We start from the raw sequence: 24,322 nt of genomic DNA, 5'->3' as shown, positions 1-24,322 counted from the left end.
ACCGAAAGGCCTCCCCGCCGTGACCCTCCCCGGGAACGGGACCCGCACCCGCCTGCGCACCGCCGCCGCCCTCACCCTCCTGCCCCTCCTGGCCCTGACCGGCTGCGGCTCCGGCGGCGCGGGCCCGGAGCCTGCGGGCGCACAGGTCTCTCCCGCACCCTCCGACGACCCGGTCGCCGGCGTGCGTACCGTGGACGCGGTCGCCGCGCTGCTCCCCGCAGAGGTCCGCAAGGCGGGCACCGTACGGGTCGGCGGCTCCGTCGGATCGCCGCCCTCGGCGTACTACCCGAACGGGCAGGACAAGCCGCCGGCCGGCCAGGACATCGACATCGCCGCCGCGGTGGCCAAGGTCCTCGGCGTGAAGCTGGAACGGCAGGACGCCTCCTTCGAGACGATCCTCCCCGCCCTCGGCAGCGGCAAGTACGACGTCGGAACGGGCAACTTCGGCGTCACCGCCGAACGCCTCAAGACCATCGACTTCGTCACCTACATCAACGACGGCCAGGGCTTCGCGGTCAAGACCGGCAACACCACCCTGACCGGCCAGGTCTCGGACCTCACCCAGCTGTGCGGACTGACCATCGGCACCGGGGCGGGCACCACGTTCGAGAAGACGCTCACCGCACGCAAGGGCGTCTGCGCCGAGGCCGGCAAGAAGCCGTACGAGGTCAAGGTCTTCTCCGAACCCGGTGCCGTGACCACGGCGCTCCAGCAGGGCCGCATCGACGTCGTCATGTCGACGATCAACGGCCTGCGTCACCAGGCGGCGCAGCCCGCCGCGCAGACCACCTTCCTCGGCGAGTACCACCGCCTCGACGTGGGTTTCGCCTTCAAGAAGGACTCCCCGCTGACCCCCGCCTTCCAGGCCGCCGTCAACGAGCTGATCAAGGACGGTACCTACGCGCGGATCCTGAAGAAGTGGGGCACCACCGCCTCGGCGATCGACGCCTCGCAGATCAACCCGGCGGAGCACACGTGAGCGAGGTCATGGTCGACGTCCGCGGCGTCCACAAGAGCTTCGGGCCGCTGGAGGTGCTGCGCGGTGTCGACCTGCTGGTCCGTACCGGCGAGGTCACCGTCGTCATCGGCCCGTCCGGCTCGGGGAAGTCCACGCTCCTGCGGACCATCAACCACCTGGAGAAGGTCAACCGCGGCTGGATCCGCGTCGACGGCGAGCTCATCGGCTACCGCGCCGCCCGCGGCAAGCTGTACGAGCTGAAGGAGGCGGAGGTCCTGAAGCAGCGCACCCACATCGGGTTCGTCTTCCAGAACTTCAACCTCTTTCCGCACCTGACCGTGCTGGACAACCTCGTCGAGGCCCCGGTCGCCGCGCTGGGCGTGCCACGGACGCAGGCGCGGCAAGCGGCCCGCCGGCTGCTGGAGCGGGTCGGCCTCGCCGACAAGGGCGACGCCTACCCCCGGCAGCTGTCCGGCGGACAGCAGCAGCGGGTGGCCATCGCCCGCGCCCTGGCCCTCGAACCCAAGGTGCTGCTCTTCGACGAACCGACCTCGGCGCTCGACCCGGAACTGGTCGGCGAGGTCCTCGACGTCATCAAGGACCTGGCCCGGGCCGGAACCACCATGATCGTCGTGACGCACGAGATCGGCTTCGCCCGCGAGGTCGCCGACACCGTCGTGTTCATGGACGGCGGCCTCGTCGTGGAACAGGGCCCGCCCGCGGCCGTCCTGGACGCCCCGCGGCACGCCCGTACCCGCGCCTTCCTCTCCAAGGTGCTCTGACGGGCGGGGAGCCGTGGTTCAGGTGCCCGTCCGGACGTCGAGCGACCACCTGCGCAGCACTCCCGCGGCCGGTACCACCGCGTCGGTGATCCGGAGCTTCCAGCTGCCGGGGACGGAGTCGCCGACCAGCGGTGCGAGCAGGGAGGGCGGCCGCGAATCCAGCGTCACCCGCAGGTTCTTGGCGTCGCCGCCGGTGCGGTTGTGGATCACGGCCCGGCGGCCGCTCGGCGCCATCAGCACCACGCGCAGGTCACCGATGCGGGGGTGCTCGATGTCGATCTTCACCGTCAGGTCCCGGACCGTGCCCTCGCCGTCGAGGACGATCACGTCGGTGAGGCCGCCGACGTCGTCTTCCGGGATCGCGGCGAGGGGCGCCGACCGGCCGGTGACCAGGGTGCCCGCGACGCCCTGTTCGCCCGTCCGGAAGGTCAGCACCTCGCCCGGGGCGGAGATCGCGGAGAGGGTCAGCCCGGATTCGGTCCCGTCCCACCACAGGGACGGAGGGCGGCTGCCGTGCGAGACGGCCGTGCCCTGCGTGGGCCCGAACAGGTCCGCGCCGTCCCCCTGGTTCCGGTTGGTCTCCAGGTCCATGTGACCGTCCGCCTGGAGGAGCGCGCACTGGTAGTGGCCGACCGGCGTACCGTTCTGGAACTCGTTCGACCCCGTGATGTCGCAGTGGTAGACGGCGAGTCCGCTGGAGGTCAGCCGGGAGTCGAAGCCCATCCGGCTGCGGTTCTCGACGAGGTAGTACTCGATGTCCTCCCGCTGCGGGTGCTGGTAGATCAGGGCCGTGTCGTACGCTCCCTGCCGGGCCTCGTAGACGCCGGGTACGGAGATGTCGACGTCCCGGGTCCAGTTCACGAGGCGGCGCAGGTAGACGCAGACCGCCGACGGGAGGAACCCGTCGCCCAGGTTGTTCCCGGCGGCCATCGTGCAGTAGGTGCCGAGACCCGCGCTGGTGAAGTCGTCGCCCTCGCGCTCGGCCGTCCCGTAGTCGTAGAGGTCCGGCCACCTGCACAGCAGGTGTCCGCTCTCGTGACAGAAGGTGCCGATGCTCAGGTCGGCGGGCGTCTCGCCGATGCTCGTGACGGTGTAGAAGTCCGTGCGCACGTCGCCGATCTGGGCGGGGAAGCGGGAGTTGTGCGGCCAGAGGTCCTCCCTGAACTCCGTCCGGCCCGCGTACATGACGCACAGGGAGTCCACGACGCCGCGTCCGAGCGAGTCGAAGCGGCCGAAGTCCACGCCGGCGTCGACGGCCGCCTGGAGCGACTCCAGTACGAGCTTGCCCCGGTTGGCCTTCAGCCCGTAGGCGAGCCGGGGCCGGTTCAGCCGGAGGGGACCGACCACGGTGTTGGTGAACCGGAGCTTGCCCGTCGACATGGTGCGGAAGAACTCCTTGACGGAGCAGATGTTCCCGTTCGCCGTGAAGTGGGGGCTGTTCAGGAGGGCGTCGACGTCGTCCGCGGTCACGTCCGTGGGCGTGTCCGGGAAGTCGACGAGGATCGTGAGGCCCTGGACGTCACCCTGGCTGAGGACGAACCCGGGCAGGAGGCCCTTCTCCGGGCCGAAGGTGAGCAGCGTGTCCGGGTCGGTGCCGGCCCGCTCCTCTTCCGGGACCATCTCCATCAGCCGGTCCTTCACCACGTCCCGTCGGTAGAGCTGTCCTTCGCGCAGGTGCCGGGGGAGCCCCTCGGGCGGCGCCTCCGTCACGGGGACGCCGCTGGAGACGAACCGGCGTCCGGCCCCGCCGCTGTCGGCCTCGGCGTAGCAGTAGCAGCCCCTGGCCTCGTCGTAGACGACCGAATAGCCGTCGACCGTCTCGTACCGGGCGTACTTGTCGTCACCGAAGGCGACGAGCCGGACGTCACCGCCCTCTTCCTGGGTGAAGGCGAGGGTGTCGCCGAAGATGCCACTCATCGCAATGCGCCTCCCGGGATCGGGCACACGAGGGCTGTCCGCACCAGTGTCGTGCTGATCCCGGGACGCCGGCAGGCCGGAAGGGCCCACGCCGGACGGGGCAGTGTTACCCCGGTCCACCCCGGTCAGGACGCCGTGGCGATGAGGTCGTGGGTGATGGCGAAGCGCGTCAGGTCGGCCCGCCGGCGGGAGCCGATCTTGTCGCGGAGCCGGTCCAGGTGGGAGTGCACGGTGTGCTCGCTGATGCCCAGCCGGACGGCGATGCCGTGGTCGGTCTCCCCGTGCGCGATCAGCTCCAGGATCTGCCGCTCGCGCGCCGTGACGCGGCAGGGAGCCTCCGCTTCCGGGTCGGGCACCACGACGAGGTCGGCGGAGACGTACGGGCAGCCGCCGGCGACGAGCCTGAGCGCGGCCAGCAGCTCCCGCTCGTCGGCCCGGCGGCTCAGGCACCCGCGCGCACCCGCGCGCAGGGCGGTCCGGGCGTGCGGTTGCGGGCCGGAGACGAGGACCAGGACGCCGAGGCCGAGGGCCACGAGCCGGGCCACCACCTTCGACGTGCACGCCGGGGCCAACTGGAGGTCGAGGAGCACGACGTCGCCGCGCACCAGCGTCGCCGCCGCCTCGTCGACCGACGCGGTGCCGAGGACGAACGTCAGGCCGTCGGCTGCTTCGACCGCGTGGGCGACGCCGTGCCGCAGCAGCGGGCAGTCACCGAGGACGGCGACCCGTCCCGCGCCCGCATCGCCGTGCATCGCGTTCCCGCGCGGCCCCGGGCGCGGCTGGGATGGCGGCCTCACCCCTTCAGTCTTGGGCCTCCGTGGTCGTCCGGCATGCCGGGAGAGCCGGGGCATGACGTTCGGCGGGCGAGTTCCCCGGACCCGGACCGGCGCGATCCGGTCAAGCTGCGTGGCCGTTCGGTGAACCGCGGACGGCCGGCTCCGGGTCGCGGCGCAGGTGGCGGCCCCGGCCACTCTCGGTACGGAGCCGTGTTCGGGGCGTGCGCACCCCGCGTGAGCTGCCCGAACGACCATTCGGTCGCCGGTATGCGAACACCCTGTCCGTAAATCGGTCATCGACATGCGCGTGACCTTCGGATCGGACAGAGTCGGTCACGTCAGGCCGCGATATCGCAAGAAAGTATCGCGTTCAAGCTTTGAATCGAAAGTGAGTCTTGTCGTGCGTCGCTTCACCACGGTCTCTGCCGCTGCCCTCCTGTGCCTCGCCGGCGCTACCGGCGTGGCGGAGGCCAAGCCCACCAGCCTCTACGCCCCGTCCGCCATGGTCTTCACCGTCGCCCAGGGCGACACCGCCGCGGCCACGGTCGTACGGGCGTCCACCCTCAGCTGTATGCCGGCCGCCACGGGAACCCACCCCGACCCCGCCGCCGCCTGCGGCGCGCTGAACGCCACCGGCGGAGCGTTCGACCGCCTGCTGGCCGCCCCGGACCCGGACCGCGCGTGCCCGATGCACTACGACCCCGTCACCGTCACGGCGGACGGCGTCTGGCAGGGCAGCCGCGTCAGCTGGAAGCACACCTTCTCCAACACCTGCGCGATGTCCGCGACCCTCAACGGCAACGCCGTCTTCGCGTTCTGATTCGGACAGGACATCAGGGGTACCGGACGTGAACGCGGTGCCGTCCGGTTCCCCCTCGGGGCCGTGACATGCGTCACGGCCCGCACGTCGGCCCCGCGGCCCCCACGGTGATCGTCGGCCTGCCGACATTTCGCTACATGTCCCTGTTTGGCGTTGACATGCCGCACTCCGCCGGAAACGGAATCTGGGACTCCCGTTTCTCCCGCTCCAACATGACTGGCGGGGAGCGGTTCTGGCGGTGAGCCAGACGCGTGCCGGAGCGGCCGCGACGGGGCCATGCACGATCTTCCGGACGATTCAAGCCGCACCACGGACCTCCGCCGAGGCCCGGAAACAGTGGCTTGCCAGGCAGCTGCCGGGCTTCTAAGAATGGCGACTCCTCCGGCGCCTTCGCGGTCCGGCGCCGGGAGCTTCGCGATCACCGAGTGAGGTCCCGCATGAAGAAGCACCGTAAGAAGACGCACCACAGGAAAATAGTCGTCGCCGTCGGGGCACTGGCCCTCGTCGGCGTACCCACCACGGCCATGGCCTGCCTCGACCCGCAGGAGACCGGGCCCGTGCGGCCCGTCGCGGCCCAGCAGGACAGCCGCCCCCGGCACGGCGGCCCCCTCGGCGACCCGGCCGCGCAGCCGCCCGTGGAGGTCCCGGTCCAGGCCGAGGCCCCCGCCGAGCCCGTCGCACAGCCCGTCGCCGAGCCGGTCGGGCAGCCGGTCGCGGACGCGCCCGCCGAGCCGGTCGCCGACACCGCGCCTCCCGTACAGCCGCAGCCGGAGCAGCAGCAGCCGCAGCAGCCGGTGGAACCGCCCGCCGAGCCGGCCGGGACCCCCGCGCCGTCGGACTCCACCGCGCCCTCCGGCGCCGTGGCCGAGGTCCTCGCGCTCGTCAACAAGGAGCGCGCCGCGGTCGGGTGCCCCGTCCTCACCGTCAACGAGAAGCTCACCAAGGCCGCCCAGGACCACAGTGAGGACATGGCCGCCCACAACAACATGTCCCACACCGGCTCCGACGGCTCCGACCCCGGCCAGCGGATCACCCGCGCCGGGTACCAGTGGAGCACGTACGCCGAGAACGTCGCGTACGGCTACGACACCGCCGCCAAGGTCATGGAGGGCTGGATGAACAGCCCGGGCCACAAGCGGAACATCCTCGACTGCAACGTCAAGGAGATCGGCATCGGCCTCGCGCAGCCGGGCCAGTACTGGACGCAGGACTTCGGCGCCGCCCGCTGACCGGGCGGCTCCGGCAGCCGGCGTACGACGCGTGGGGGCGGCCGGCATCCGGCCGCCCCCACGCGTCGTACGTCCGGGGTCACCCCTTCGCGCCGCGGCGCCCGCGCGGCACCCGCGCGGCGAGGGCGTGCAGCCGGGGGTACCGCTCGCGCCGGGCGCTGGTGTGCCGGTCCAGTTCCTCCATCAGCCGCGCGGAGCGCTTCTCCACGCCCAGTTCGTCCAGCACGCGGTCCGCTTCGGCGAGCAGGGCTCCGTAGAGCTGCCACTCCCCGGGCCGGTGCGCGATCTGCTCCGGCAGGAGCGCCGCGAACCGGTCACGGCTGCGGCGGGCCGTGGCGAGCTCTTCCGTGAGCCGGGCCTCGGCCGCCTCCGCGTTGGCGCTGACCTGGGCCGTGATGAGCTGGGAGAAGGACTCGACCGCGACCGCCAGGTGCTCGTACACCTCCCGCAGGGCCTCCGCCACCCGGGGCGGGAGGAGCGGCTCCGGCCCCCGGGCCTGCGCGAGGTCGGTGAACGTCCGGCACGACACCCGCAGCACCACCGCGCAGATCTCCAGGGTGTCGAGACCGGTCCGCAGCACGAGCCGGAACAGCAGGCCCTCGCGCACGCGGGGATTCAGCCGCAGGCTGTCCTCGGCCTGGCGCAGCGCCGCGTCGACCCCGGCGACGTCGTTGTCGAGCCGGCGGGCCTCGTGCAGCCGGGCGGCGGCCGACTCGACGGTGGTGGCGTGACCCGACTCCTGCCCCATGTGCAGCAGGAGCGCGCGCATGCGCGCCGCGAGATCGGTGATCGCGGCACTCGCCGGCTCGACCCACACGGGCGGGGCGACGAGGACGTTGAAGGCCAGGCCCACCGCGGCTCCGATCAGCGTTTCGAGGACCCGGTCCCAGGCGGTGTCCGTCACCTGGGTCACCCCCAGGACCAGCATGGCGCTGATCGCCACCTCGGGTACGAACTCCCCCGCCCGCACCAGACGCCCCACCACGAGCGAGGCCAGGATGATCAGGCCCAGGCTCCACCACGTCAGACCCACCAGGGCGCTGAACCCGATCGCGAGCAGGACGCCCGAGACCACGGAGTTCACGCGCCGGATGCCGGTGGTCAGCGTCGTGTACAGCGTCACCTGTACGACGAGGAGTGCCGTCAGGGGCGCGGTCAGCGGAGCGGGTTCGCTGCTCAGCCGGAGCGCGACGGCATAGGAGACGACTGCGGCGGCCGTCGACCGCAGGGCCTGGACGACCGCCGGCTCCCGGTACCGGCGTACGAGGTGCAGGAACGATGCAAGTGCGTGGGTCATACCCGCGCCCCTGCCCGCGCCCCGCAGGGGAAACCCGGTGGTCCGGGAGGTTTCAACCGCCCGTCGGCGAGCACGCGCCGGGTGAGGGAAGTGACCCCGACCGAGGAGGGAGCCGGCATGGCAGCCGACCGGCAGCACCAGGAGCAGGACCAGGACGTCGTGGCGTTGATCCTCAAGGACCACCGCAGGATGGAGGAACTCTTCCGCCGGATGCGGAGCGTGGAGTCGGACCGGGCGGACGCGCTCGCCAAGTTCTCCGCCCTCCTCGTCGCGCACGGCGAGGCGGAGGAGGCGGAGGTGTACGGCGCGCTGAAACGGTTCAAGGACGTGGACAACGAAGAGGTGGAGCACGGGACCGAGGAGCACGCCGAGGGCAACGAAGCGCTCCTGGCACTGCTGGAAGTGGACGAGGTGGGTTCCGAGGCGTGGGATTCCCGCCTGGAGGACCTCGTCAAGGCGGTGACCCACCATCTGGACGAGGAGGAGCGGACGATCCTCAACGGAGCCCGGGAGAACGTGCCCGACGAACGCCGGGCCGAGCTGGGCTCCGCCTTCCTGGCGGAACGCGAGCGGCAGCTGGCCGCGGACTGCGGCAGCCTCGAGAACGTACGCGCCGTCGTCGGCAGGTGACACCCCTCATCCCCGCCCGCGCCCCGGCCACCGGGGTGCGGGCGCAGGCGCGGGCCGGAGCGCTTCACAGGGCCCGGGGCGGCCCGATCAGCGGCGGCCCGATCAGCGGGGTGCGCACCGGCGTGGCCGGCCCCACGAAGAGCACCGGCTGACGCCCGCCCGGATCGGTCGGGAGCGGGACCGGCCCCCCGTCGTCCGTGAGCCACACGGTCCTTCCTTCCGCCTGCCGGACACGGTCCGCGCCAGCCTCACACCACCCGCGCCGCCCCCTTCCGGTACCGCCCCGCCGCCGCGCCCGATCCGCCCGTACGGACCAACCCCCGGCCCGCTGCCGTCGTGCGTCCGACGGGACGGCCGGGGTACGCGGTGCGGGGCGGCGGGGGCGATGTCCGGCCATCCGGTTCCGCCCCGAAGGGCGGGTGACGCGTGAGCCGTGGCCGAAGGAGCGGTGCGATGTGGCCTGTTCCTTGCCCCGGCCGGTGCGTGCCGACAGGGCGGGGTCCGGCGGCGTGGGATCGGACGAAATCGATCCGTAACACGCATACGACCAGCCCGGATGACGCGGCACCACGACGCGCCGCGGTGCGCGGGCCGGATCCACGCCACGGCCGGCGGCGGACGGGGCCGGGCGGAAACGGGGGCGCGTGACGTGCTTTCAGGGCACGGCGGAGATAGTTTCACGCCGCACCTGTCTTCTGACTCATTGCCGTCGTTGACACCCCGCAATCGGCCCTCATACCGTTGACCGGGTCGTTTTCACGCTCATTCGCAGAGGCGCCGGCACCGAAAACCGCGCATGCGATCACCGTCGATCACCCGGACGCGATCCACGATTCCAGCTCTACCCGGCGCGGCCGGAGGAAGAGTACCGGGATGGATTCTCCTTCTCCTTCTCCCTTTCCTTTACAACCCCGTTTTCCTTTACGGCCCCGTTCCGCCGCCGTTCGCGCGGAGGCGGGTGCGACATGAAGGCGGTCATCATCGGCGCGGGCATCGGGGGCCTGGCGCTGGCCGTGACACTGCAGCGCAGGAACGTCGAATGCCTGCTCCACGAACGCCGGCCGGACCTCACCTCCGAGGGCTCGGGCCTGGTCCTGCACCCGAACGGACTCGCCGCCCTGGACCTCATCGACCCGGAGCTCCGGGCGGAAGTGAACGCTGCCGGATATGCGCTTCCCGACGGAACTCCCACCTACATCCTGTCCGGCGACGGACGCGTCATCAGAGAACGCATTCTCGAACCGGGTGAACGCCCGGTGACCATTCGCCGGTCGGATCTTCACCGATTACTCCACGCCCGCGCCAAAGAGGCGTGGGTGGTGTGGGGAAGCAGGTTCGTCGATTACACGGAGAAGGATTCCTCATTGACGGCACACGTCATCCGCACGCGGTGGCCGGCCGACGGAGAGGACTCCCACGACATCCAGGACGTCGAGGCCGATGTGCTCGTCGGCGCCGACGGATTGCATTCAATGGTCAGGCGCCGCCTCCTCGACGACGGCGCCCCGACACCGATGGGCCTCACCTCCGTCAAGTCCATCGTCCGGCTGGACCACGACGACCCCCGGCTCCGCGGCGGGTTCGTCCTCTTCGGCCGGGGCCACCAGGCGTTCTGCGCACCGATCGGACCGGACGCCCTGTACTGGGACGTCACCCTGCGGTCTTCCCACCGGGCCCTGCGCGACGGCGCGGACCTGCGGCGCGGGCTGCTGGCCAGGGGCTGGGGCTGGCCCCCGTACGTCCGGGACATGATCGCGGCCACCCGCCGCGAGGACATGATCGTCACGGTGCTGCGCGACCGCCCCGGCAGCCCCCGCTGGTCGCGGGGCGCGGTGACCCTGGTCGGCGACGCCGCCCATCCGATGTCCCCGTTCCTCGGGCAGGGCACGAACCAGGCCCTGCTGGACGCGGTCGTCCTCGCCGGAGCCGTCGACACGCACGGCAGCGACCTGGCCAAGGCCTTCCACGACTACGAGGAGGCCCGCAGGGACGTCGCCTACCGGGCGATGCGGGACTCACGGCGGATCGGCTTCCAGGGCCAGACCCGCAACCCGCTCGTGCGCCGGCTCCGCGACCGGGCCGCACGGGCCTCACCGCAGACGATCACCCCCCAATGACTCCCCGAGGACGGCAATGCGGCAGGAACGACAGGGCACGGGCAAGCACACGGGCAATCACACGGGCAAGGGCAAGGGAAAGGGCACGGCGGCGGTGATCGGCGCCGGGCCGTGCGGGCGGATGACCGCCCAACGGATCGCGGAGTCCGACCTCTTCGACACCGTGGTCCTCACCGACGTGATCGACGGGCTCGCCGAGGGCATCGCCCTGGACATCAACCAGTCCCGCCCCATCGTGGGGTTCGAGACGACCATGGCCGGACGCACCACACGCACCGCGGACGCCGCCGGGGCGATCGCCGGAGCGGAGGTCGTCGTGCTCGCCGCCGGAGCCCCGCCGGACCCGTCCGGCGGGAGACCGGTCCGGGAGAACGGCCGGATCGTCCGGGAGGCCGCCGAGACGATCGCCCGGCACGCGCCGGACGCCGTCGTCATCGTCATGACCGACCCCGTCGACGTCATGACGGCACTGGCCGGCGAGGCCACCGGCTTCCACCCCTCCCGCGTCCTCGGCCAGTCCGTCCTCCTCGACGCGGCCCGGTTCGCCGACTTCGTGGCCGGTCCGCTCGCGGTCCCCCGCTCGGTCGTGGCCGCGGTGACCGTGGGCTCGCACGCACACGGCGACGCGATGGTTCCCCTCCTGTCCACGGCCACCGTCGCGGGCACCCCCCTCACCTCGCTGCTCGACCCCGCCCGGCTGGCCGAAGCGGTGGCGGCGACCCGCCGCGGCGGGTCCGACGTCGCGAGACTGACCGGCGGCCACTCCTCCTTCCACGCGCCGTCGGCCGCCGCGGCCCGCATGGTCCGCGCGGTCAAGGAGGACGACGGGACGGTCCTGCCCGTGTGCGCCTTCGTGGACGGGCCGTACGGGATCCGCGGCGTCTGGATCGGCGTTCCCGCCCGGCTCGGCCGCAAGGGAGTCCTCGACGTCGTCGAACTCCCGCTGGACGAGGCCGAGTACGGGGCCCTGGCCGAAGCCGCCCGGGTCCTGCGCGCCGCGCAGGACCAAGCCCGTACAGCAGTGTTCGACCAGCGCCGGACGGAAGGTGGCACCGCATGACGGCCTCGAAGAAGCAGCTCCGCGTCGCCCTGCTCGTGGGCGGCCGGACCGCGGAGCACTCCAACTCGATCTGCAGCGGCGACTACGTACGCGAGTCCCTGCGCAAGTCCGGCCACGAGGTGACAGTGGTCGGCATCAGCCGGACCGGGCAGTGGCTGAGGCAACCGGCCGACGTCCCGCTGGCGTTCGACGACGGCACCAGCGAGATCACCACGGGTACCCCCGTCCGCGTCGGCGACCTCGACGAGGACGTGGTCTTCCCCGTCCTCCACGGCCCCTACGGCGAGGACGGCACGGTCCAGGGACTCCTGGAGATGCTCGACCTGCCGTACGTCGGGTGCGGGGTCTTCGCGTCCGCCGCCGCGAAGGACAAGGAGTGGGCCAACCGGGTCTTGGAGGGCGCGGGCCTGCCCGTACCGCCCTGGGCGGTCCTGGCACCGGGCACCCCCGCAGCCGGCCCGGTCGACGGCTTCACCCTCCCGGTGTTCGTCAAGCCGGCCCGCTGCGGGGGCAGCATCGGCATCAGCCGGGTGACCGACTGGAACGACCTCCCCGACGCCGTGGCCGAGGCCCGCCGGTACGACCCGAAGGTCGTCATCGAGCAGGGCCTGACGGTCCGTGACGTCGAGTGCGGGGTACTGGAGTTCCCCGACCGGGAGGGCCCGGTGCCCAGCGTCGTCGGGGAGACCGTCGCCGGTGACGCCCACGACTTCCTCAGCTACGACGCCAAGTGGTTCGACCCGGACGTCGCACTGCTCGCGCCCGCCCCGCTCGACGCCGCGACCACCGAGCGCGTCCAGCAGATCGCCGTGCGCGCCTTCCTGGCCTTCGGCTGCACCGGACTGGCGCGCGTGGACACCTTCGTCACCCCGGACGGCTCGGTGCTCGTGAACGAGGTGACCACGATGCCCGGATTCTCCGGCGTCTCCAACTTCCCCAGGATGTGGGAGGCCTCCGGCCTCAGCGGGGCCGAACTCGTCGACGGCCTGGTCGCCCTGGCGATCCGGCGGAAGGCGGAGTCCGAGCTCCCGCTCTGACCGGCCCCGCACCGCTACCGAGAGCTTCCCGAAAGGACGAAGATGACCAGGCCCGCCAAGGACCACGCGCACGACCCCCGGCCGGACGGCCGGTCCCCGGGGCAGGTGGACGACGCCGCCCTGGTCGACCTGGCCCGCCGGCTCGCCGCCACCCCCAGCCAGTCCGGCAACGAGCAGGAGGCGATCGGCCTCGTGGCCGACGCCATGCGCACGGTCGGCCTGGACGTCACGGTCGACCGCAGCGGCAACGCGATCGGCACCGTCGGGCGGGGCGCGCCCGGCGCGCCGCGCCTGCTCATCGACGGCCACATCGACTCCATCCCCCTGCACTCCGAAGACAGCTGGCGGGTGGACCCGTTCGGGGGAGTCATCGAGGACGACCGCCTCTACGGGCTCGGCATCTGCGACCAGAAGGCCTCGATCGCCGCCGCGATCCTCGGGGTCGGGGGACGGTACGAAGAACTCGCCGACCTTCCGGGGCTCGTCGCCGTCGTCGCCAGCGTCGGCGAGGAGAACATGGAGGGCGCGGCGCTCTCGGAAGCCGTGGCGGCGGTGGAACCCAGCGTGGTCGTCACCACCGAGCCCAACGACACCCGGCTGGCCGTCGGACAGCGCGGCAGGGCGAAGGTGGAGGTCGAGGTGGTGGGACGGGCGTGTCACGCCGGCCACGTCGCGCAGGGCGTCAACGCGGCCGAAGCCCTCGCCGCCGTGATCACCAGGCTCCGGGACGCCCCGCGCCCGCACCACCCCGAGCTCGGCCACCGCGACGTCACCTGCATCGACGTCACCTCGTGGCCCTACCCGTCGGTCTCCACCGTGCCGGGCCGGGCGCTCGCCCGCTTCGACGCCCGCTTCCTCCCGGGCGAGACCGAGGAGTCGCTCCACCGGCTGCTGAACGACACCGCGGCCGCGGCGCTCGCCGACTGGCCGGAAGCCCCCACGGTGATCGTGCGCACCGTACTGGCCGCCTTCACGACCTACACCGGAGTCCGCTACGAGGTGGGGGAGTTCGCCCCCGCCTGGTGGACCGAGGGACCGGTGGTCACCGAGGCCCAGCGGGCCCTGTCCGCGGCGGGCCTCGACCCCACCCCCATGTCGTACTCCTTCTGCACGAACGGCTCCTACACGGCCGGCCGGCTGAAGATACCGACCATCGGCTTCGGGGTGGGCGAGGAGCACATCGCCCACCAGGCCAACGAGTACGTCACGCTGACCTCGCTGCGCCGGGGCGCGCACGGACTCGCGGCCCTCGCCCCGCGGCTGACCGTGCCCGGCGGGCACTGAAGGGGACGGTCGATTCCCGTGACCCTCATCAGGCGGATCGACGCATCCGACTGGGCGCGGCTCCTCCCGCTCCTCACCGACCGCTGGGGAGCCCCGTACATCGTCAAGCACCACACCCGCTTCGACCTCGACGGTCTCCCCGGGCTGCTGGCGACGACCCGCGACGGCGGCCTCCTGGGACTGCTGACCTGGACGGACGGGGCGGACGGCGAGGCGGAACTGCTGACCCTCGACGCGCTGACGCGCCGGCAGGGGACCGGCGGCACGCTCCTCGACGCCTACCTGGACCGGGCACGGCCGGCCGGCGTCCGGCGCGTGCGGGTCACCGTCACCAACGACCAGCTCACCGGGCTGAAGCTGCTCCAGCGGCGCGGCTTCCGCATCGAGGCGGTACGGCGCGGCGCCGTCGACGCGGCCCGTGCGGTGAAACCGCAGATCCCCGAGGTGGGGGAGGACGGCATCGCCCTCCACGACGAACTCGACCTCTGCCTCGGCCTCGCGGGCGCGGACCCGACCGCCGGCGGAGGACTCCGGTGACCGGGACCACGCTGCGCGGCGGCGCGCTCGCGGCGCCGATGGGCCGCCGTGACGTGCGGCGCGCGGCGAGCCGCCTGGCCCCCCACGTGGTCCGCACGCCGGTGATCCGCGCCGACTTCCCGGACCGGCCGGCCTGCGTACGGCTGTGGCTGAAGGCGGAGAACCTGCAACGCGGCGGCTCGTTCAAGATCCGCGGGGCGCTGCACGCCGTCGGCCGGATGGCCGCCACGGGATGCCCCGGGGTGATCGCGCCCAGCACCGGCAACCACGGCATCGCGGTGGCGTACGCGGCGCGGGCCCACGGCCTTCCGGCGGTCCTCGTACTCCCCGCCGACGCGGCGCCGTCCAAGGTGCGCGGCATCCGCGCGACCGGAGCCCGGGTGGTCCTCGCCGGCACCGCGCCCGCCGAACGCGCCGCCGTCGTCGCGGAACTGGGCGAGCGGTACGGGTACCGCACGGTGGACCCGTACGAGGATCCGGACGTGGTCGCGGGGCAGGCGACCGCCACGGCGGAACTGCTCGCCCAGGTCAATGCCGCCGGGGGCCGCCTGGACGCCGTGGTCGTCCCGGTCGGCGGCGGTAGCGCCCTGGCGGGGGCCTGCCTGGCCGCCGAGGGCACCGGCATCGCCGTGGTCGCCGCGGAGCCGGCGGCGGTCCCCGCGCTCGGCGCGGCCCTCCGCGCGGGCGCACCGGTCACCGTCACACCGCGGCCGACCATCGCCGACGGCCTCCGCCCGGACCGCATCGGGCGGCTGCCCTTCGCGCTGGTCCGGCGGAGGGTGACCGCCGTGGTGGAGGTCGAGGAGGACGCGATCGCCGACACGATGCGCCTGGCCCTGGAACGCCTGCGGCTCGTCGTGGAACCGGCCGCGGCGACGGCCCTCGCCGGCGCGCTGCGCTTCGCGGCCGGAGGGGAAGGCCGGGCGGCGGGCATGACGGACGTGGGCATGACGGGCGTGGGCGTGCAGGACGTGGGCGTGCTCCTCAGCGGCGGGAACGTCGAATCCGCCCTGATCGCGTCGCTGCTGCTGTCCGGTGAAGTCCACCGTTCCCACCGAGGCACGTGACAAGGGGTAAGGGATGTCCACAGGCGGATCGGTCATCAGGAACATCGGGGTCTTCTGCGGTTCGCGCGCGGGCGCCAGACCCGAGTACGTGCGCAGCGCGCGCTCGCTCGGCGGGGAACTGGCCCGGCGGGGCGCGGGACTCGTCTACGGGGCCGGCGGAATCGGCGTCATGGGCGCCCTCGCCGCCGCCGCACTGGACGGCGGGGCCCGCGTCACCGGGGTCATCCCGCACGACCTGTACGAGCGAGAGCGACCCGATCTGACGAAGGGCGAGGTCTACGTGGCACGGACCATGCACGAGAGGAAAGCGCTGATGTACCGGCTGTCCGACGGCTTCGCGGTCCTCCCCGGAGGATTCGGGACCCTGGACGAGGCGATCGAAGTGGCCACCTGGAACCAACTCGGCTTCCACAGCAAGCCGGTGGTCCTCGTCAACTGCGACGGCTTCTACGACCCCTTGATCGACCTCCTCGACCACATGGTGGCCCAGGGCTTCGTGTCCCACGAGGAGCGGTCCCTGCTCGGCGTGGCCGCCGGCCCCGAGGAGGCACTCGACCGACTGGGCTGGCCGGCCGTGCCGGACCCCTGCCTCGGTGCGTCCACGCCCGTTTCCTGAAACCCTGCTGACAGCCTGCGGCGTGCACCCGCGCCGGTGAACCCGCGCAGCACCAACTCCCGCAGCACCAACTGCCGCGGTACCGACTCCCGCAGAGAGGGCGAACAGATACTTCCTTCCGCCGAGGAAACCCCCCGGGGTACCAGCACACCCACCTTGTACGCCCCGCTGCGCCACCGGCGCTTCAGACGCCTGGCCGTCGCCCGCTGCGCGAGCGCCTTCGACAAGACGATGGCCCCGGTCGTACTGGCGTTCGCCGTCCTCGACATCGGCGGCTCCACGCTCGACCTGGGACTCGTCATCGGTGCCCGCTCGCTCGCCCTGGTGGCGTTCGTCCTCTTCGGCGGCGTCGCGGCCGACCGGTGGCCGCGCGTCCGGGTGGTCCAGGGCTCGGGAGCGGCGTCCGCGCTCGTCATGGCCGTGACCGCCGGCAGCGTGTACACCGGGCTCGCCTCGGTGCAGCTGCTCCTGTGGCTGAGCCTGCTGGGCGGCGCCCTCGCGGGCGTCTCGCTCCCCGCCCTCTCGGCGCTCACCCCGCAGACCGTCCCCCCGGAGCTGATCCCGCAGGCCAACGCGGCGGCCCGGATGGGCGCCAACGCCGCCATGTTCGTCGGGGCCTCGGCCGCCGGGCTGCTCGTGGCGGGCTTCTCCGCCTCGGCCGGGATCGCCGTGGACGCGGCCGTCTGCCTGGTCATGGCCGTCTGCTTCCTCGGCGCCGGCGAGGTGACGGCCGTCGGCTCCCGGCCGGCGCCGGGCCGTACGCGTCCGATCGCCGAACTCCGCGAGGGCTGGCAGGAGTTCGTCCTCAGGCCGTGGGTGTGGGTGGTCACCGTCGCCTTCGCGCTGATCAACGCGGCGGGCTCCGGAGGGCTACAGGTCCTCGGTCCCGTCGTGGCCGACGCCTCGTTCGGCCGTGCCACCTGGGGGTTCGCGCTCGCCGCGCAGACGGTCGGCATGCTGTGCGGAGCCCTGCTGGTGACCTGGTGGCGGCCCGTCCACGCCCTGCGCAACGGCGTGGCGCTGTCCGCGCTCGAAGCGGTGCCCCTCGCCGTGCTCGCGTTCTGGCCGAGCCCGCTGCCGCTGGTCGTCGCCATGTTCCTGTCCGGGGTGGCGATCGAACAGTTCGGCATCGCCTGGGACGTCTCGCTCCAGGACCGGGTCCCCGCCGACCGGCTGGCCCGCATCTACGCCTACGACACCCTGGGCTCCTACGTGGCGATCCCCCTCGGACAGGTCCTGGCCGGACCCCTCTCCGGCCGGCTCGGCGTACGGGCCACCCTGATCGGCGGGGCCGCCCTCGTCGTCGCCTCCGTCGCGGGGGCCCTGTGCAGCGCGAGCCTGCGTGGCCTCGTCCGCAAGGTTCCCGCCCCCACCCCACCCGCCCCCACCCCACCCGCCTGACACCTTCGAAAGGCAGGCCCGCCATGGCGGCCGTCGACACGGTCCTGCGCGCGCCGCGCGTCATCACCCCGGACGGGGAACGGCCCGCGGCGCTCGGCATCGCCTCCGGCCGGATCGCGTTCGTGGAGGACGTCCGGGTGCGCGCCCCGGCCGGCGCGGCCGAGACCCGCCTCGGGGACGACGTCGTGGTGCTGCCGGGCCTGGTGGACACCCACGTGCACCTCCAGGACCCCGGGAACACCGCGTGGGAGACCTTCGCGTCCGGTACCCGCGCCGCCGCCGCGGGCGGCATCACCACCCTCGTCGACATGCCGCTGGACAGCCTCCCGGTGACGGTCTCCGTGCCGGCCCTGGAGGCCAAACGGCGGGCGGCACAAGGCCGTTGCCATGTCGACGTCGGCTTCTGGGCCGGGCTCACGCCCCACAACCCGCACCTGTTGCGCGACCTGCACGACGCCGGCGCCCTCGGCTTCAAGTGCTTCCTGGCGAACACCGGCCTCGACGCGTTCCCGCCCGTCACCCCCGGGCAGGTCGACGCCGCACTGGACGTCCTCCACGGCTTCGAGGGGGTGCTGCTCGTCCACGCGGAGGACACCCCCGCACCGCCCCCGCCTGGCCGCCGCGTCACGCGGTACCGGGATTTCCTGTCCCGGTACCCGCCCGAGACGGAAACCCGGGCCGTGCGGCGCCTCCTCGACGTCGCCGCCCGCCACCGCCGCGGCCGCCTCCACGTCGTCCACGTGTCGAACGCCGACTCGGCTGAGATGATCGCCCGGGCGCGCGCCCGCGGCGAGGGCACCGCGCTCTCCGCGGAGACCTGCCCCCACTACCTCGCCTTCGGCTCCGGCGACGTCCCGGACGGGGCCACCGCGTTCAAGGTGTGCCCGCCGATCCGCGAACCCGAGCACCGCACCCGCTTGTGGGAGCACCTGCGCGGGGGAGCGCTGGACATGGTCGTCTCGGACCACTCGCCGACCGCCGGGCCCGGCAAGCGCGCCGCGGGCGGCGACTTCGCCCGTGCTCCGGCGGGCATCGGCTCCCTCCAGGTCAGCCTGCCGGCCGTCTGGACGGAGGCACGCCGACGGCACGTCCCGCTGTCCGAGGTCGCGCTCTGGATGTCGACCCGGCCCGCGGAGCTCGCCGGCCTCACGGCCAAGGGGCTGATCGCGCCCGGCCGCGACGCCGACTTCTGCGTACTGGCCCCGGACGAGACGTTCACCGTCGATCCGGCCCGCCTCGCACACCTGCGGCCCCTGACGCCCTACGCGGGCAGGACCCTTCACGGGGTCGTCCGCCAGACCTGGCTGCGCGGCCGGCCCGTCGACCCCGCACGCCCCCGCGGCACCCTCCTGACCCGCTGAAACGCCCACCCCGGGGAACCCGGACCGGCTGCCGACCGGGCAGCGCACGACACAAGGAGAACGACGTTGAAGATCCTCGTGGTCAACCCCAACACGTCGAAGTCCATGACCGAGGCCATCGACCGGGCCGCCCGCCACCAGGCCTCACCCGGCACCGAGATCGTCACCCTCCACGCGAAGTACGGCGCCGAGGGCATCGACAGCACCTTCGCCGGCCTCCTGTCGGCCGTGGCCGTGATGGACCTCGTCTCGACGTACCCCGATCCCTACGACGCCGTCGTGACGGCCGGCTTCGGCGAACCGGGCCGGGAAGGCGTCCAGGAGATCGCCCACGCCCCCGTGTTCGACATCGCGGAATGCGCCGCCCACGTCGCCCAGCTCATCGGCCGCCGCTACTCGGTGGTGACCACCCTGAGCCGGTCGACCGCCGCGATCGAGGACCGCCTCGCGGTGGCCGGGCTGGCGGCGCGGTGCGCCTCCGTCCGCGCGGCGGGCCTCGACACCGTCGAGGTCGACCAGGACCCCGTACGGGCCCGCCGGGAGATCCTGGCCCAGGCGCGGGCCGCCGTCGCCCAGGACCGGGCCGAGGTCGTCTGCCTGGGCTGCTCCGGTATGACCGGCCTCGCCGACGAGATCGCCGCGGAGCTCGGCGTGCCCGTCGTGGACGGGATCGCGGCCGGCGTCGCCCTGGCCGAAGCCGTCGTCCGCATGGGCCTGAGCACCAGCAGGATCTGCACCTACGCGGCGCCCGGCGAAACGGCGGTCAAGGGCTGGCCCCTGTCGGACCTGGTGCAGTTCCTCGGGATCCGCCACCCCTGCTGACACCCCCGCCGACACCGGGCGAACACCCGGTTCGGGCGGGTGTGCGACGGGTTAGCCCACACGGAAAACGCTTGGACGGCGCGGGCGCGCACGCGGGACACTGCGGTTTCCCCGTTCGCCGCCGACCTCACAGGGTTGCCCATGGGATCGTCCGCATCACGAGGGGTTCCGCCAGGCAAGGGCGCGGTTCTCCTCGCAGTCCGCTACTACGGACGGGAGTTGGCGAAGCTGCGCCGGCTGACCGTGCCCGCCATGCTGCTGCCGGCCGTCGGCAACATCGGCATCAGCTACATCGCCCCGCTCGTCGTCGCGAAGCTCGTCGGCCGCATCGCCGAAGGCGCCGCTCCCGGCTTCGGCGAGATGCTCCCGTACGTCCTCGGCTTCGCCGGCGTCCTGCTGTTCTCGGAAGCGCTGTGGCGCGTCGGCCTGCACTGCCTGAACCGGCTCGACGCCCGCGGCATCGAGAACCTGTACGTGATCGGCATGGACGAACTGTTCGCGAAGGACGCCGCGTTCTTCCACGACAACTTCGCCGGCTCCCTGACCAAACGGGTCCTCAGCTTCGCGTCCCGCTTCGAGGAGCTCGTCGACACGCTCACCTTCTCCGTCGTGGGCCGGTTCGTGCCGCTGCTGTTCGGATCGGTGGTCCTCTGGCACTACGAACCGCTGCTCGTCGTGGCGCTCCTGGCGATGATCGTGGTGACGGCGGTGTGCGTGCTGCCCCTCATCCGCCGCCGCCAGGAACTCGTCGACCGGCGCGAGGCCGCCATCGCCCGGGTGTCGGGACACGTCTCCGACAGCCTCATGAACATGGACACGGTCCGCGCGTTCGCCGCCGAGGAACGCGAGGCCGCCGAGCACCGGTCCCGCGTCGCCGAGTCGCGCGGGCTCACCCTGCGGTCGTGGGACTACGGCAACCTGCGCATCGACACCGTCGTCGCGCCGATGTCCGTACTGACCAACGCGCTCGGCCTGCTGCTCGCCGTCGCGATCGCCGGCGGCGGCAACGGCGTCGAGGCGGTCGTGGTCGCCTTCACGTACTACTCCAACGCGACCCGGATCATGTTCGAGTTCAACCAGATCTACCGCCGCCTGGAAAGCTCCATGACGGAGGCCGCGCAGTTCACCGAACTGCTGCTGAAGCCACCCACCGTCGTCGACCCCGAGACGCCGGAGCCGCCGCCGACCCGGGCCGCCGACATCCGCTTCGAGCGGGTGACCTTCGCCCACGCCGGCGCCGAACCCCTCTTCGAAGGACTCGACCTGGACGTGGCCGGCGGGGCGAAGATCGGCCTCGTGGGCCGGTCCGGCGGCGGCAAGACCACCCTCACCCGGCTCCTGCTGCGGATGACCGACATCGACGACGGCCGGATCCTGATCGGCGGCCGGGACATCAGCAGGCTCCGCCAGCGCGACCTGCGCGCCCTGATGGCCTACGTGCCGCAGGACCCGGCGATGTTCCACCGCACGCTCCGGGAGAACATCGCGTTCGCCCGGCCGGACGCCACCGACGCCGAGATCCGCCGCGCCGCCGGGGCGGCCCACGTCACCGAGTTCGCGGACGCCCTGCCGGACGGCCTCGACACCATGGTCGGCGAGCGCGGTGTCAAACTCTCCGGCGGCCAGCGCCAGCGCGTCGCCCTCGCCCGGGCGATCCTGCGCGACGCTCCGATCCTGCTGCTCGACGAGGCCACCAGCGCCCTGGACTCCGAGAGCGAGATCCTCGTCCAGGAGGCGCTGTGGCGCCTGATGGAGGGCCGGACCGCACTCGTGGTGGCGCACCGGCTCAGCACGGTCGCGCACATGGACCGGCTCGTCGTCCTCGACCACGGCCGCATCGTCGAGCAGGGAACCCACCAGGAACTGCTCGCCACCGACGGCGCCTACGCGAAACTGTGGCAGCCCCAGTCGGGCGGCTTCCTCGACGACACCCCCGCCCCGTCCGACCTGCACTGAACTCGGGCCGTGCACCCCGTGGCGATCACGACGGGGCGCACGGCCCGGGCACGGGGGCGGACGGGACGAGGAGTCCCCTCCCGTAACCCGGTGTTGTCCACGGGGCGGGCGGCCGTTTGACCGGCTCGCGCCGCCCCGGCTATGTTGCGCGCCATGTACCGATCCGCGCTGCTGACGACACGAGGTCATGTCGACCTGAAGCGTGTCTGCTCCGCGGCGTGTCGGTGGTCCTGACCGTACGGCGACCGCGCGGAACCGCCGGCCCCCGTCCCGCCCGGTGGCGGACCCGGTGCCCCAACTCCCGCAGTGTCCCCGTGCCCTGGTGAACAGCGCTCCCTCCCGCGGAGCTCCCCGCGCACGCCCCCGCCCGGCCCGGCCGCCCCCGCGCCGGCCCCGGGAGGCCCGGGTGTGCCGCGCCACCGCCCAGGACCTGGAAGGCCCCCCGTGCACACACCGAAGACCGCCGCCGGCCACCGTGCCCCGCTGCGCCGCTCCGACATCCCGCCGGCCACCGCGAACCCGCTGCGCAGGGCGTCCGGTACCGGAGCGGTGCTGGGCGCCGTCCTCGACCACGGGCCCGTCGCGCGCAGCACCATCGCACGGCTCACCGGCCTCTCGCCCGCTTCGGTCAGCGGCCACTGCGCGGCCCTCCTGGAGCGGGGCCTGGTCAGGGAGGGCCCCGAGACGGCCGGCCCCCGCGGGCTGGGCCGCCCGCACATCCCCGTGGAGATCGACACCAGCCGCTTCCTCGTCGCCGGGGCCCACATCGCCGTCCCCCACACGACGCTGTCGCTGATGGACCTGAGCGGGCGGATCGTCGCCGAGGAACGCCGCCCGCACGACGGCACCGCACCCGGACGGATCCTCGCCCGGGTGGCCGACGGACTGCCCCGGCTGCTGGCCGCCCACGGGGCGGGGCGCACCGCCCTCGCCCTCGGCGTCGCCACCGGGCACTGGGTCGACCCCGAGGCCGGAGCCGTCGTCCACCACCCCCAACTCGGCTGGCGGGACGTCCCCGTACGGGACGAACTCGCCCGGGCCACCGGCGTCCCCGTACACCTCGACAGTCATGCGCGGGCCCTCGCGCGGGCCGAGCAGCTCTTCGGGGAGGCCGCCACGCGCGCCAGCGCCGTCGTGCTGTTCGTCGGCAACGTCGTCGACGCGGCGTTCGTCACCGGGGGCGCCGTGCACCAGGGGCCGCGCTTCGGCGCGGGCAACGTGGCGCACCTCCCGGTGGGCGCGGGCTCCGCCGGCGCCTCCTGCGCTTGCGGTACGGCCGGCTGCCTCCAGTCCGAGGTGTCGGAACCGGCGATGGTGCGCCGGGCCGCCGAACGGGGCCTGCCCGTCGCTGCGTTCGCCGAACTGCTGGACCTGGCCGTCGGGGGAGACCCGACGGCGGCCGGACTGTTCCGCCAGCGGGCCAGACTCACGGGCCGGGCCGCCGCCGTACTGCTGGACATGTTCGACCCCGAGGTGCTGGTCGTGGTCGAACCCGGCACGGGCCGACTGCCGTCGTGCATGGACGAGTTGCGGGCGGAGGTACGGGCGCGGTCCCAGGTGTGCGACGACGCCGACCGGTCCGTCGTACCGAGCAGCTTCACCGGGTCCGTACTCGCCACCGCGGGCGGGGCCGTCGCCCTGGGCGCCCTGTACGACGACCCGCTGGGCCCGTGGCCCGCGCTGCCCGCCGTTTCCTGACCCGCTCCCTCCGAAAACCGACTTAATTCAGAAAGTTGCATTGTTGACCGGTCCGGAGCCGGAAAGGGAGGATGGATCCATGAGCAGCCCGCGGAGGAATCGACGGTACGCGCACCGGATCGCGCGACACTGCCGTCCGTTCCGGCCGGCCGTCTCCGGTGCCGCCCGCTCCTGTTGTTGTTGACGGGCGAGCCGCAGCACTTCCGGTAGGGCACCTGCGTTTCCGGTAGGGCTCCTGCGTTTCCGGTGCGGACCCGCACGTCCGGTGCGGGCCTGACGCGCCACCCTTTTCTTCGCCCGTGTTTCCACATGGCCCTTTCGAGCGCGAGCGGCGCCCCGGCGCGCCGTTCCGTGTTCTGCCATGCCCATTCGGCCGTGATCCGCCTTTCCGCCGCCGCATTTCCGCGGCGCACGGCACCATTCACCCTGGGGGAACCGTGTCCATTTCCTTGTCCGCGCATCCGGCGGCGGCGAGCCTCGTCGAACCGGACCGTTTCAAGCAGATCTTCCGCGCCTACCCGGGCGGCGTCGTGGTCGTCACGGCCGACTCCGGCGCGGGTCCGGTCGGTTTCACCGCCACCTCGCTGTCCTCGGTGTCGCTCGACCCGCCCCTCGTCTCCTTCGGCATCGCGAACGGCTCCTCCTCGTGGCCCCACCTGGAGCGGGCCGGGACGGTGGTCGTCAACTTCCTCGGCTCCGCGCAGGAGGACCTGGCCAGGCGGTTCGCCACCAGCGGCATCGACCGGTTCGCCGCCCCGACCCGATGGCACCGGCTGCCGCAGGGCGAGCCCGCGCTCGACGGGGTCACGGGCCGGCTGCGGCTCGCCGTCGAACAGCTCGTCCCCGCGGGCGACGCGCACATCGTCGTGGCCCGCGTCCTCGAGGCCTGGCAGTCCGACGACGGCCGGCCCCTGCTCTTCCACAACGGTTCCTACCGCTCCCTCTGAACCGCGGCGA

Annotated in this window: 22 protein-coding genes; 18 read left to right on the top strand and 4 right to left on the bottom strand. The window is 73.0% G+C overall.

The window, feature by feature from the left end; genetic code table 11:
• The first annotated feature begins 19 nt into the window (after positions 1 to 19).
• Together AC07B0_RS13755 and AC07B0_RS13750 are read left to right on the top strand one after the other, a co-directional pair.
• Positions 20 to 979 (top strand): ABC transporter substrate-binding protein, encoded by a 960-nt coding sequence (locus AC07B0_RS13755; RefSeq protein ID WP_467297434.1) that lies wholly within the window; start codon positions 20 to 22, stop codon positions 977 to 979.
• Positions 976 to 1,740 carry an amino acid ABC transporter ATP-binding protein gene (locus AC07B0_RS13750; protein ID WP_478898152.1) on the top strand — a complete coding sequence of 255 codons (765 nt, stop codon included), beginning with the start codon at positions 976 to 978 and terminating at the stop codon, positions 1,738 to 1,740. Before AC07B0_RS13755 ends, AC07B0_RS13750 begins: the two co-directional genes overlap by 4 nt.
• 18 nt (positions 1,741 to 1,758) lie before the next feature.
• Here the strand turns inward: AC07B0_RS13750 and AC07B0_RS13745 are convergent, their stop codons facing one another.
• Positions 1,759 to 3,657: a M6 family metalloprotease domain-containing protein gene (locus tag AC07B0_RS13745; RefSeq protein ID WP_478864182.1), complete on the bottom strand. Its 1,899-nt coding sequence runs from the start codon at positions 3,655 to 3,657 to the stop codon at positions 1,759 to 1,761.
• 125 nt (positions 3,658 to 3,782) lie between these two features.
• On the bottom strand, positions 3,783 to 4,409 hold the full coding sequence (locus AC07B0_RS13740) for a response regulator transcription factor (protein ID WP_356881121.1): 627 nt from the start codon (positions 4,407 to 4,409) through the stop codon (positions 3,783 to 3,785).
• A gap of 424 nt (positions 4,410 to 4,833) precedes the next feature.
• Here AC07B0_RS13740 and AC07B0_RS13735 point away from each other — a divergent pair, with 424 nt between their 5' ends.
• Positions 4,834 to 5,253, top strand: a complete 420-nt coding sequence (locus tag AC07B0_RS13735; RefSeq protein WP_356881123.1) for a subtilase-type protease inhibitor — start codon at positions 4,834 to 4,836, stop codon at positions 5,251 to 5,253.
• A gap of 437 nt (positions 5,254 to 5,690) precedes the next feature.
• Positions 5,691 to 6,482, top strand: coding sequence for a CAP domain-containing protein (locus AC07B0_RS13730; protein ID WP_478898150.1), 792 nt, complete (start codon positions 5,691 to 5,693; stop codon positions 6,480 to 6,482).
• 79 nt (positions 6,483 to 6,561) lie between these two features.
• On the opposite strand, the gene AC07B0_RS13725 is transcribed toward AC07B0_RS13730, so the two are convergent.
• The gene (locus tag AC07B0_RS13725) at positions 6,562 to 7,779 is read right to left on the bottom strand and encodes an FUSC family protein (RefSeq protein WP_356881127.1); all 1,218 of its coding nucleotides are present in this window, start codon (positions 7,777 to 7,779) and stop codon (positions 6,562 to 6,564) included.
• Positions 7,780 to 7,896: 117 nt separating this feature from the next.
• Between AC07B0_RS13725 and AC07B0_RS13720 the strand changes: the two genes are divergently transcribed.
• Positions 7,897 to 8,409 carry a hemerythrin domain-containing protein gene (locus AC07B0_RS13720; RefSeq protein WP_356881129.1) on the top strand — a complete coding sequence of 171 codons (513 nt, stop codon included), beginning with the start codon at positions 7,897 to 7,899 and terminating at the stop codon, positions 8,407 to 8,409.
• A gap of 64 nt (positions 8,410 to 8,473) precedes the next feature.
• Here AC07B0_RS13720 and AC07B0_RS13715 read toward each other — a convergent pair whose 3' ends face one another.
• Positions 8,474 to 8,617 (bottom strand): hypothetical protein, encoded by a 144-nt coding sequence (locus AC07B0_RS13715; protein ID WP_469379478.1) that lies wholly within the window; start codon positions 8,615 to 8,617, stop codon positions 8,474 to 8,476.
• Between the two features lie 757 nt (positions 8,618 to 9,374).
• On the opposite strand from AC07B0_RS13715, the gene AC07B0_RS13710 reads away from it, so the two are divergent.
• The 13 genes from AC07B0_RS13710 to AC07B0_RS13650 all read left to right on the top strand — a co-directional run bounded on the left by AC07B0_RS13710 (position 9,375) and on the right by AC07B0_RS13650 (position 24,312).
• Positions 9,375 to 10,526, top strand: a complete 1,152-nt coding sequence (locus AC07B0_RS13710) for an FAD-dependent oxidoreductase (RefSeq protein WP_469379479.1) — start codon at positions 9,375 to 9,377, stop codon at positions 10,524 to 10,526.
• Positions 10,527 to 10,542: 16 nt separating this feature from the next.
• Complete coding sequence (locus tag AC07B0_RS13705) at positions 10,543 to 11,586, top strand: lactate/malate family dehydrogenase (protein WP_469379481.1); 1,044 nt, start codon at positions 10,543 to 10,545, stop codon at positions 11,584 to 11,586.
• Complete coding sequence (locus AC07B0_RS13700; protein WP_469379483.1) at positions 11,583 to 12,623, top strand: D-alanine--D-alanine ligase family protein; 1,041 nt, start codon at positions 11,583 to 11,585, stop codon at positions 12,621 to 12,623. The genes AC07B0_RS13705 and AC07B0_RS13700 overlap by 4 nt, the downstream gene beginning before the upstream one ends.
• A gap of 42 nt (positions 12,624 to 12,665) precedes the next feature.
• Positions 12,666 to 13,907 (top strand): M20/M25/M40 family metallo-hydrolase, encoded by a 1,242-nt coding sequence (locus AC07B0_RS13695; protein ID WP_469379485.1) that lies wholly within the window; start codon positions 12,666 to 12,668, stop codon positions 13,905 to 13,907.
• Between the two features lie 18 nt (positions 13,908 to 13,925).
• Positions 13,926 to 14,444, top strand: a complete 519-nt coding sequence (locus tag AC07B0_RS13690) for a GNAT family N-acetyltransferase (RefSeq protein WP_469379487.1) — start codon at positions 13,926 to 13,928, stop codon at positions 14,442 to 14,444.
• Entirely contained in the window at positions 14,441 to 15,511 is a 1,071-nt protein-coding gene (locus AC07B0_RS13685) for a threonine ammonia-lyase (protein ID WP_469379489.1), read from the top strand. The genes AC07B0_RS13690 and AC07B0_RS13685 overlap by 4 nt, the downstream gene beginning before the upstream one ends.
• 13 nt (positions 15,512 to 15,524) lie before the next feature.
• On the top strand, positions 15,525 to 16,127 hold the full coding sequence (locus AC07B0_RS13680; RefSeq protein ID WP_356881146.1) for an LOG family protein: 603 nt from the start codon (positions 15,525 to 15,527) through the stop codon (positions 16,125 to 16,127).
• Positions 16,128 to 16,163: 36 nt separating this feature from the next.
• On the top strand, positions 16,164 to 17,528 hold the full coding sequence (locus tag AC07B0_RS13675) for an MFS transporter (protein WP_478898147.1): 1,365 nt from the start codon (positions 16,164 to 16,166) through the stop codon (positions 17,526 to 17,528).
• A gap of 23 nt (positions 17,529 to 17,551) precedes the next feature.
• Positions 17,552 to 18,889 carry an allantoinase AllB gene (gene allB / locus AC07B0_RS13670; RefSeq protein ID WP_469379493.1) on the top strand — a complete coding sequence of 446 codons (1,338 nt, stop codon included), beginning with the start codon at positions 17,552 to 17,554 and terminating at the stop codon, positions 18,887 to 18,889.
• Positions 18,890 to 18,955: 66 nt separating this feature from the next.
• Positions 18,956 to 19,711 carry an aspartate/glutamate racemase family protein gene (locus tag AC07B0_RS13665; protein ID WP_469379495.1) on the top strand — a complete coding sequence of 252 codons (756 nt, stop codon included), beginning with the start codon at positions 18,956 to 18,958 and terminating at the stop codon, positions 19,709 to 19,711.
• A gap of 141 nt (positions 19,712 to 19,852) precedes the next feature.
• On the top strand, positions 19,853 to 21,667 hold the full coding sequence (locus AC07B0_RS13660) for an ABC transporter ATP-binding protein (protein WP_478898144.1): 1,815 nt from the start codon (positions 19,853 to 19,855) through the stop codon (positions 21,665 to 21,667).
• Positions 21,668 to 22,111: 444 nt separating this feature from the next.
• Positions 22,112 to 23,365, top strand: a complete 1,254-nt coding sequence (locus tag AC07B0_RS13655) for an ROK family protein (protein ID WP_469379497.1) — start codon at positions 22,112 to 22,114, stop codon at positions 23,363 to 23,365.
• A 437-nt stretch (positions 23,366 to 23,802) separates the two neighbouring features.
• Positions 23,803 to 24,312, top strand: a complete 510-nt coding sequence (locus AC07B0_RS13650; protein WP_356881158.1) for a flavin reductase family protein — start codon at positions 23,803 to 23,805, stop codon at positions 24,310 to 24,312.
• The last annotated feature ends 10 nt before the right edge of the window (positions 24,313 to 24,322 follow it).

This window comes from Streptomyces sp. NPDC044704, assembly GCF_056433525.1.
Note: the sequence above shows the minus strand (reverse complement) of the source record. Positions and strands in the feature narration are given on the sequence as shown.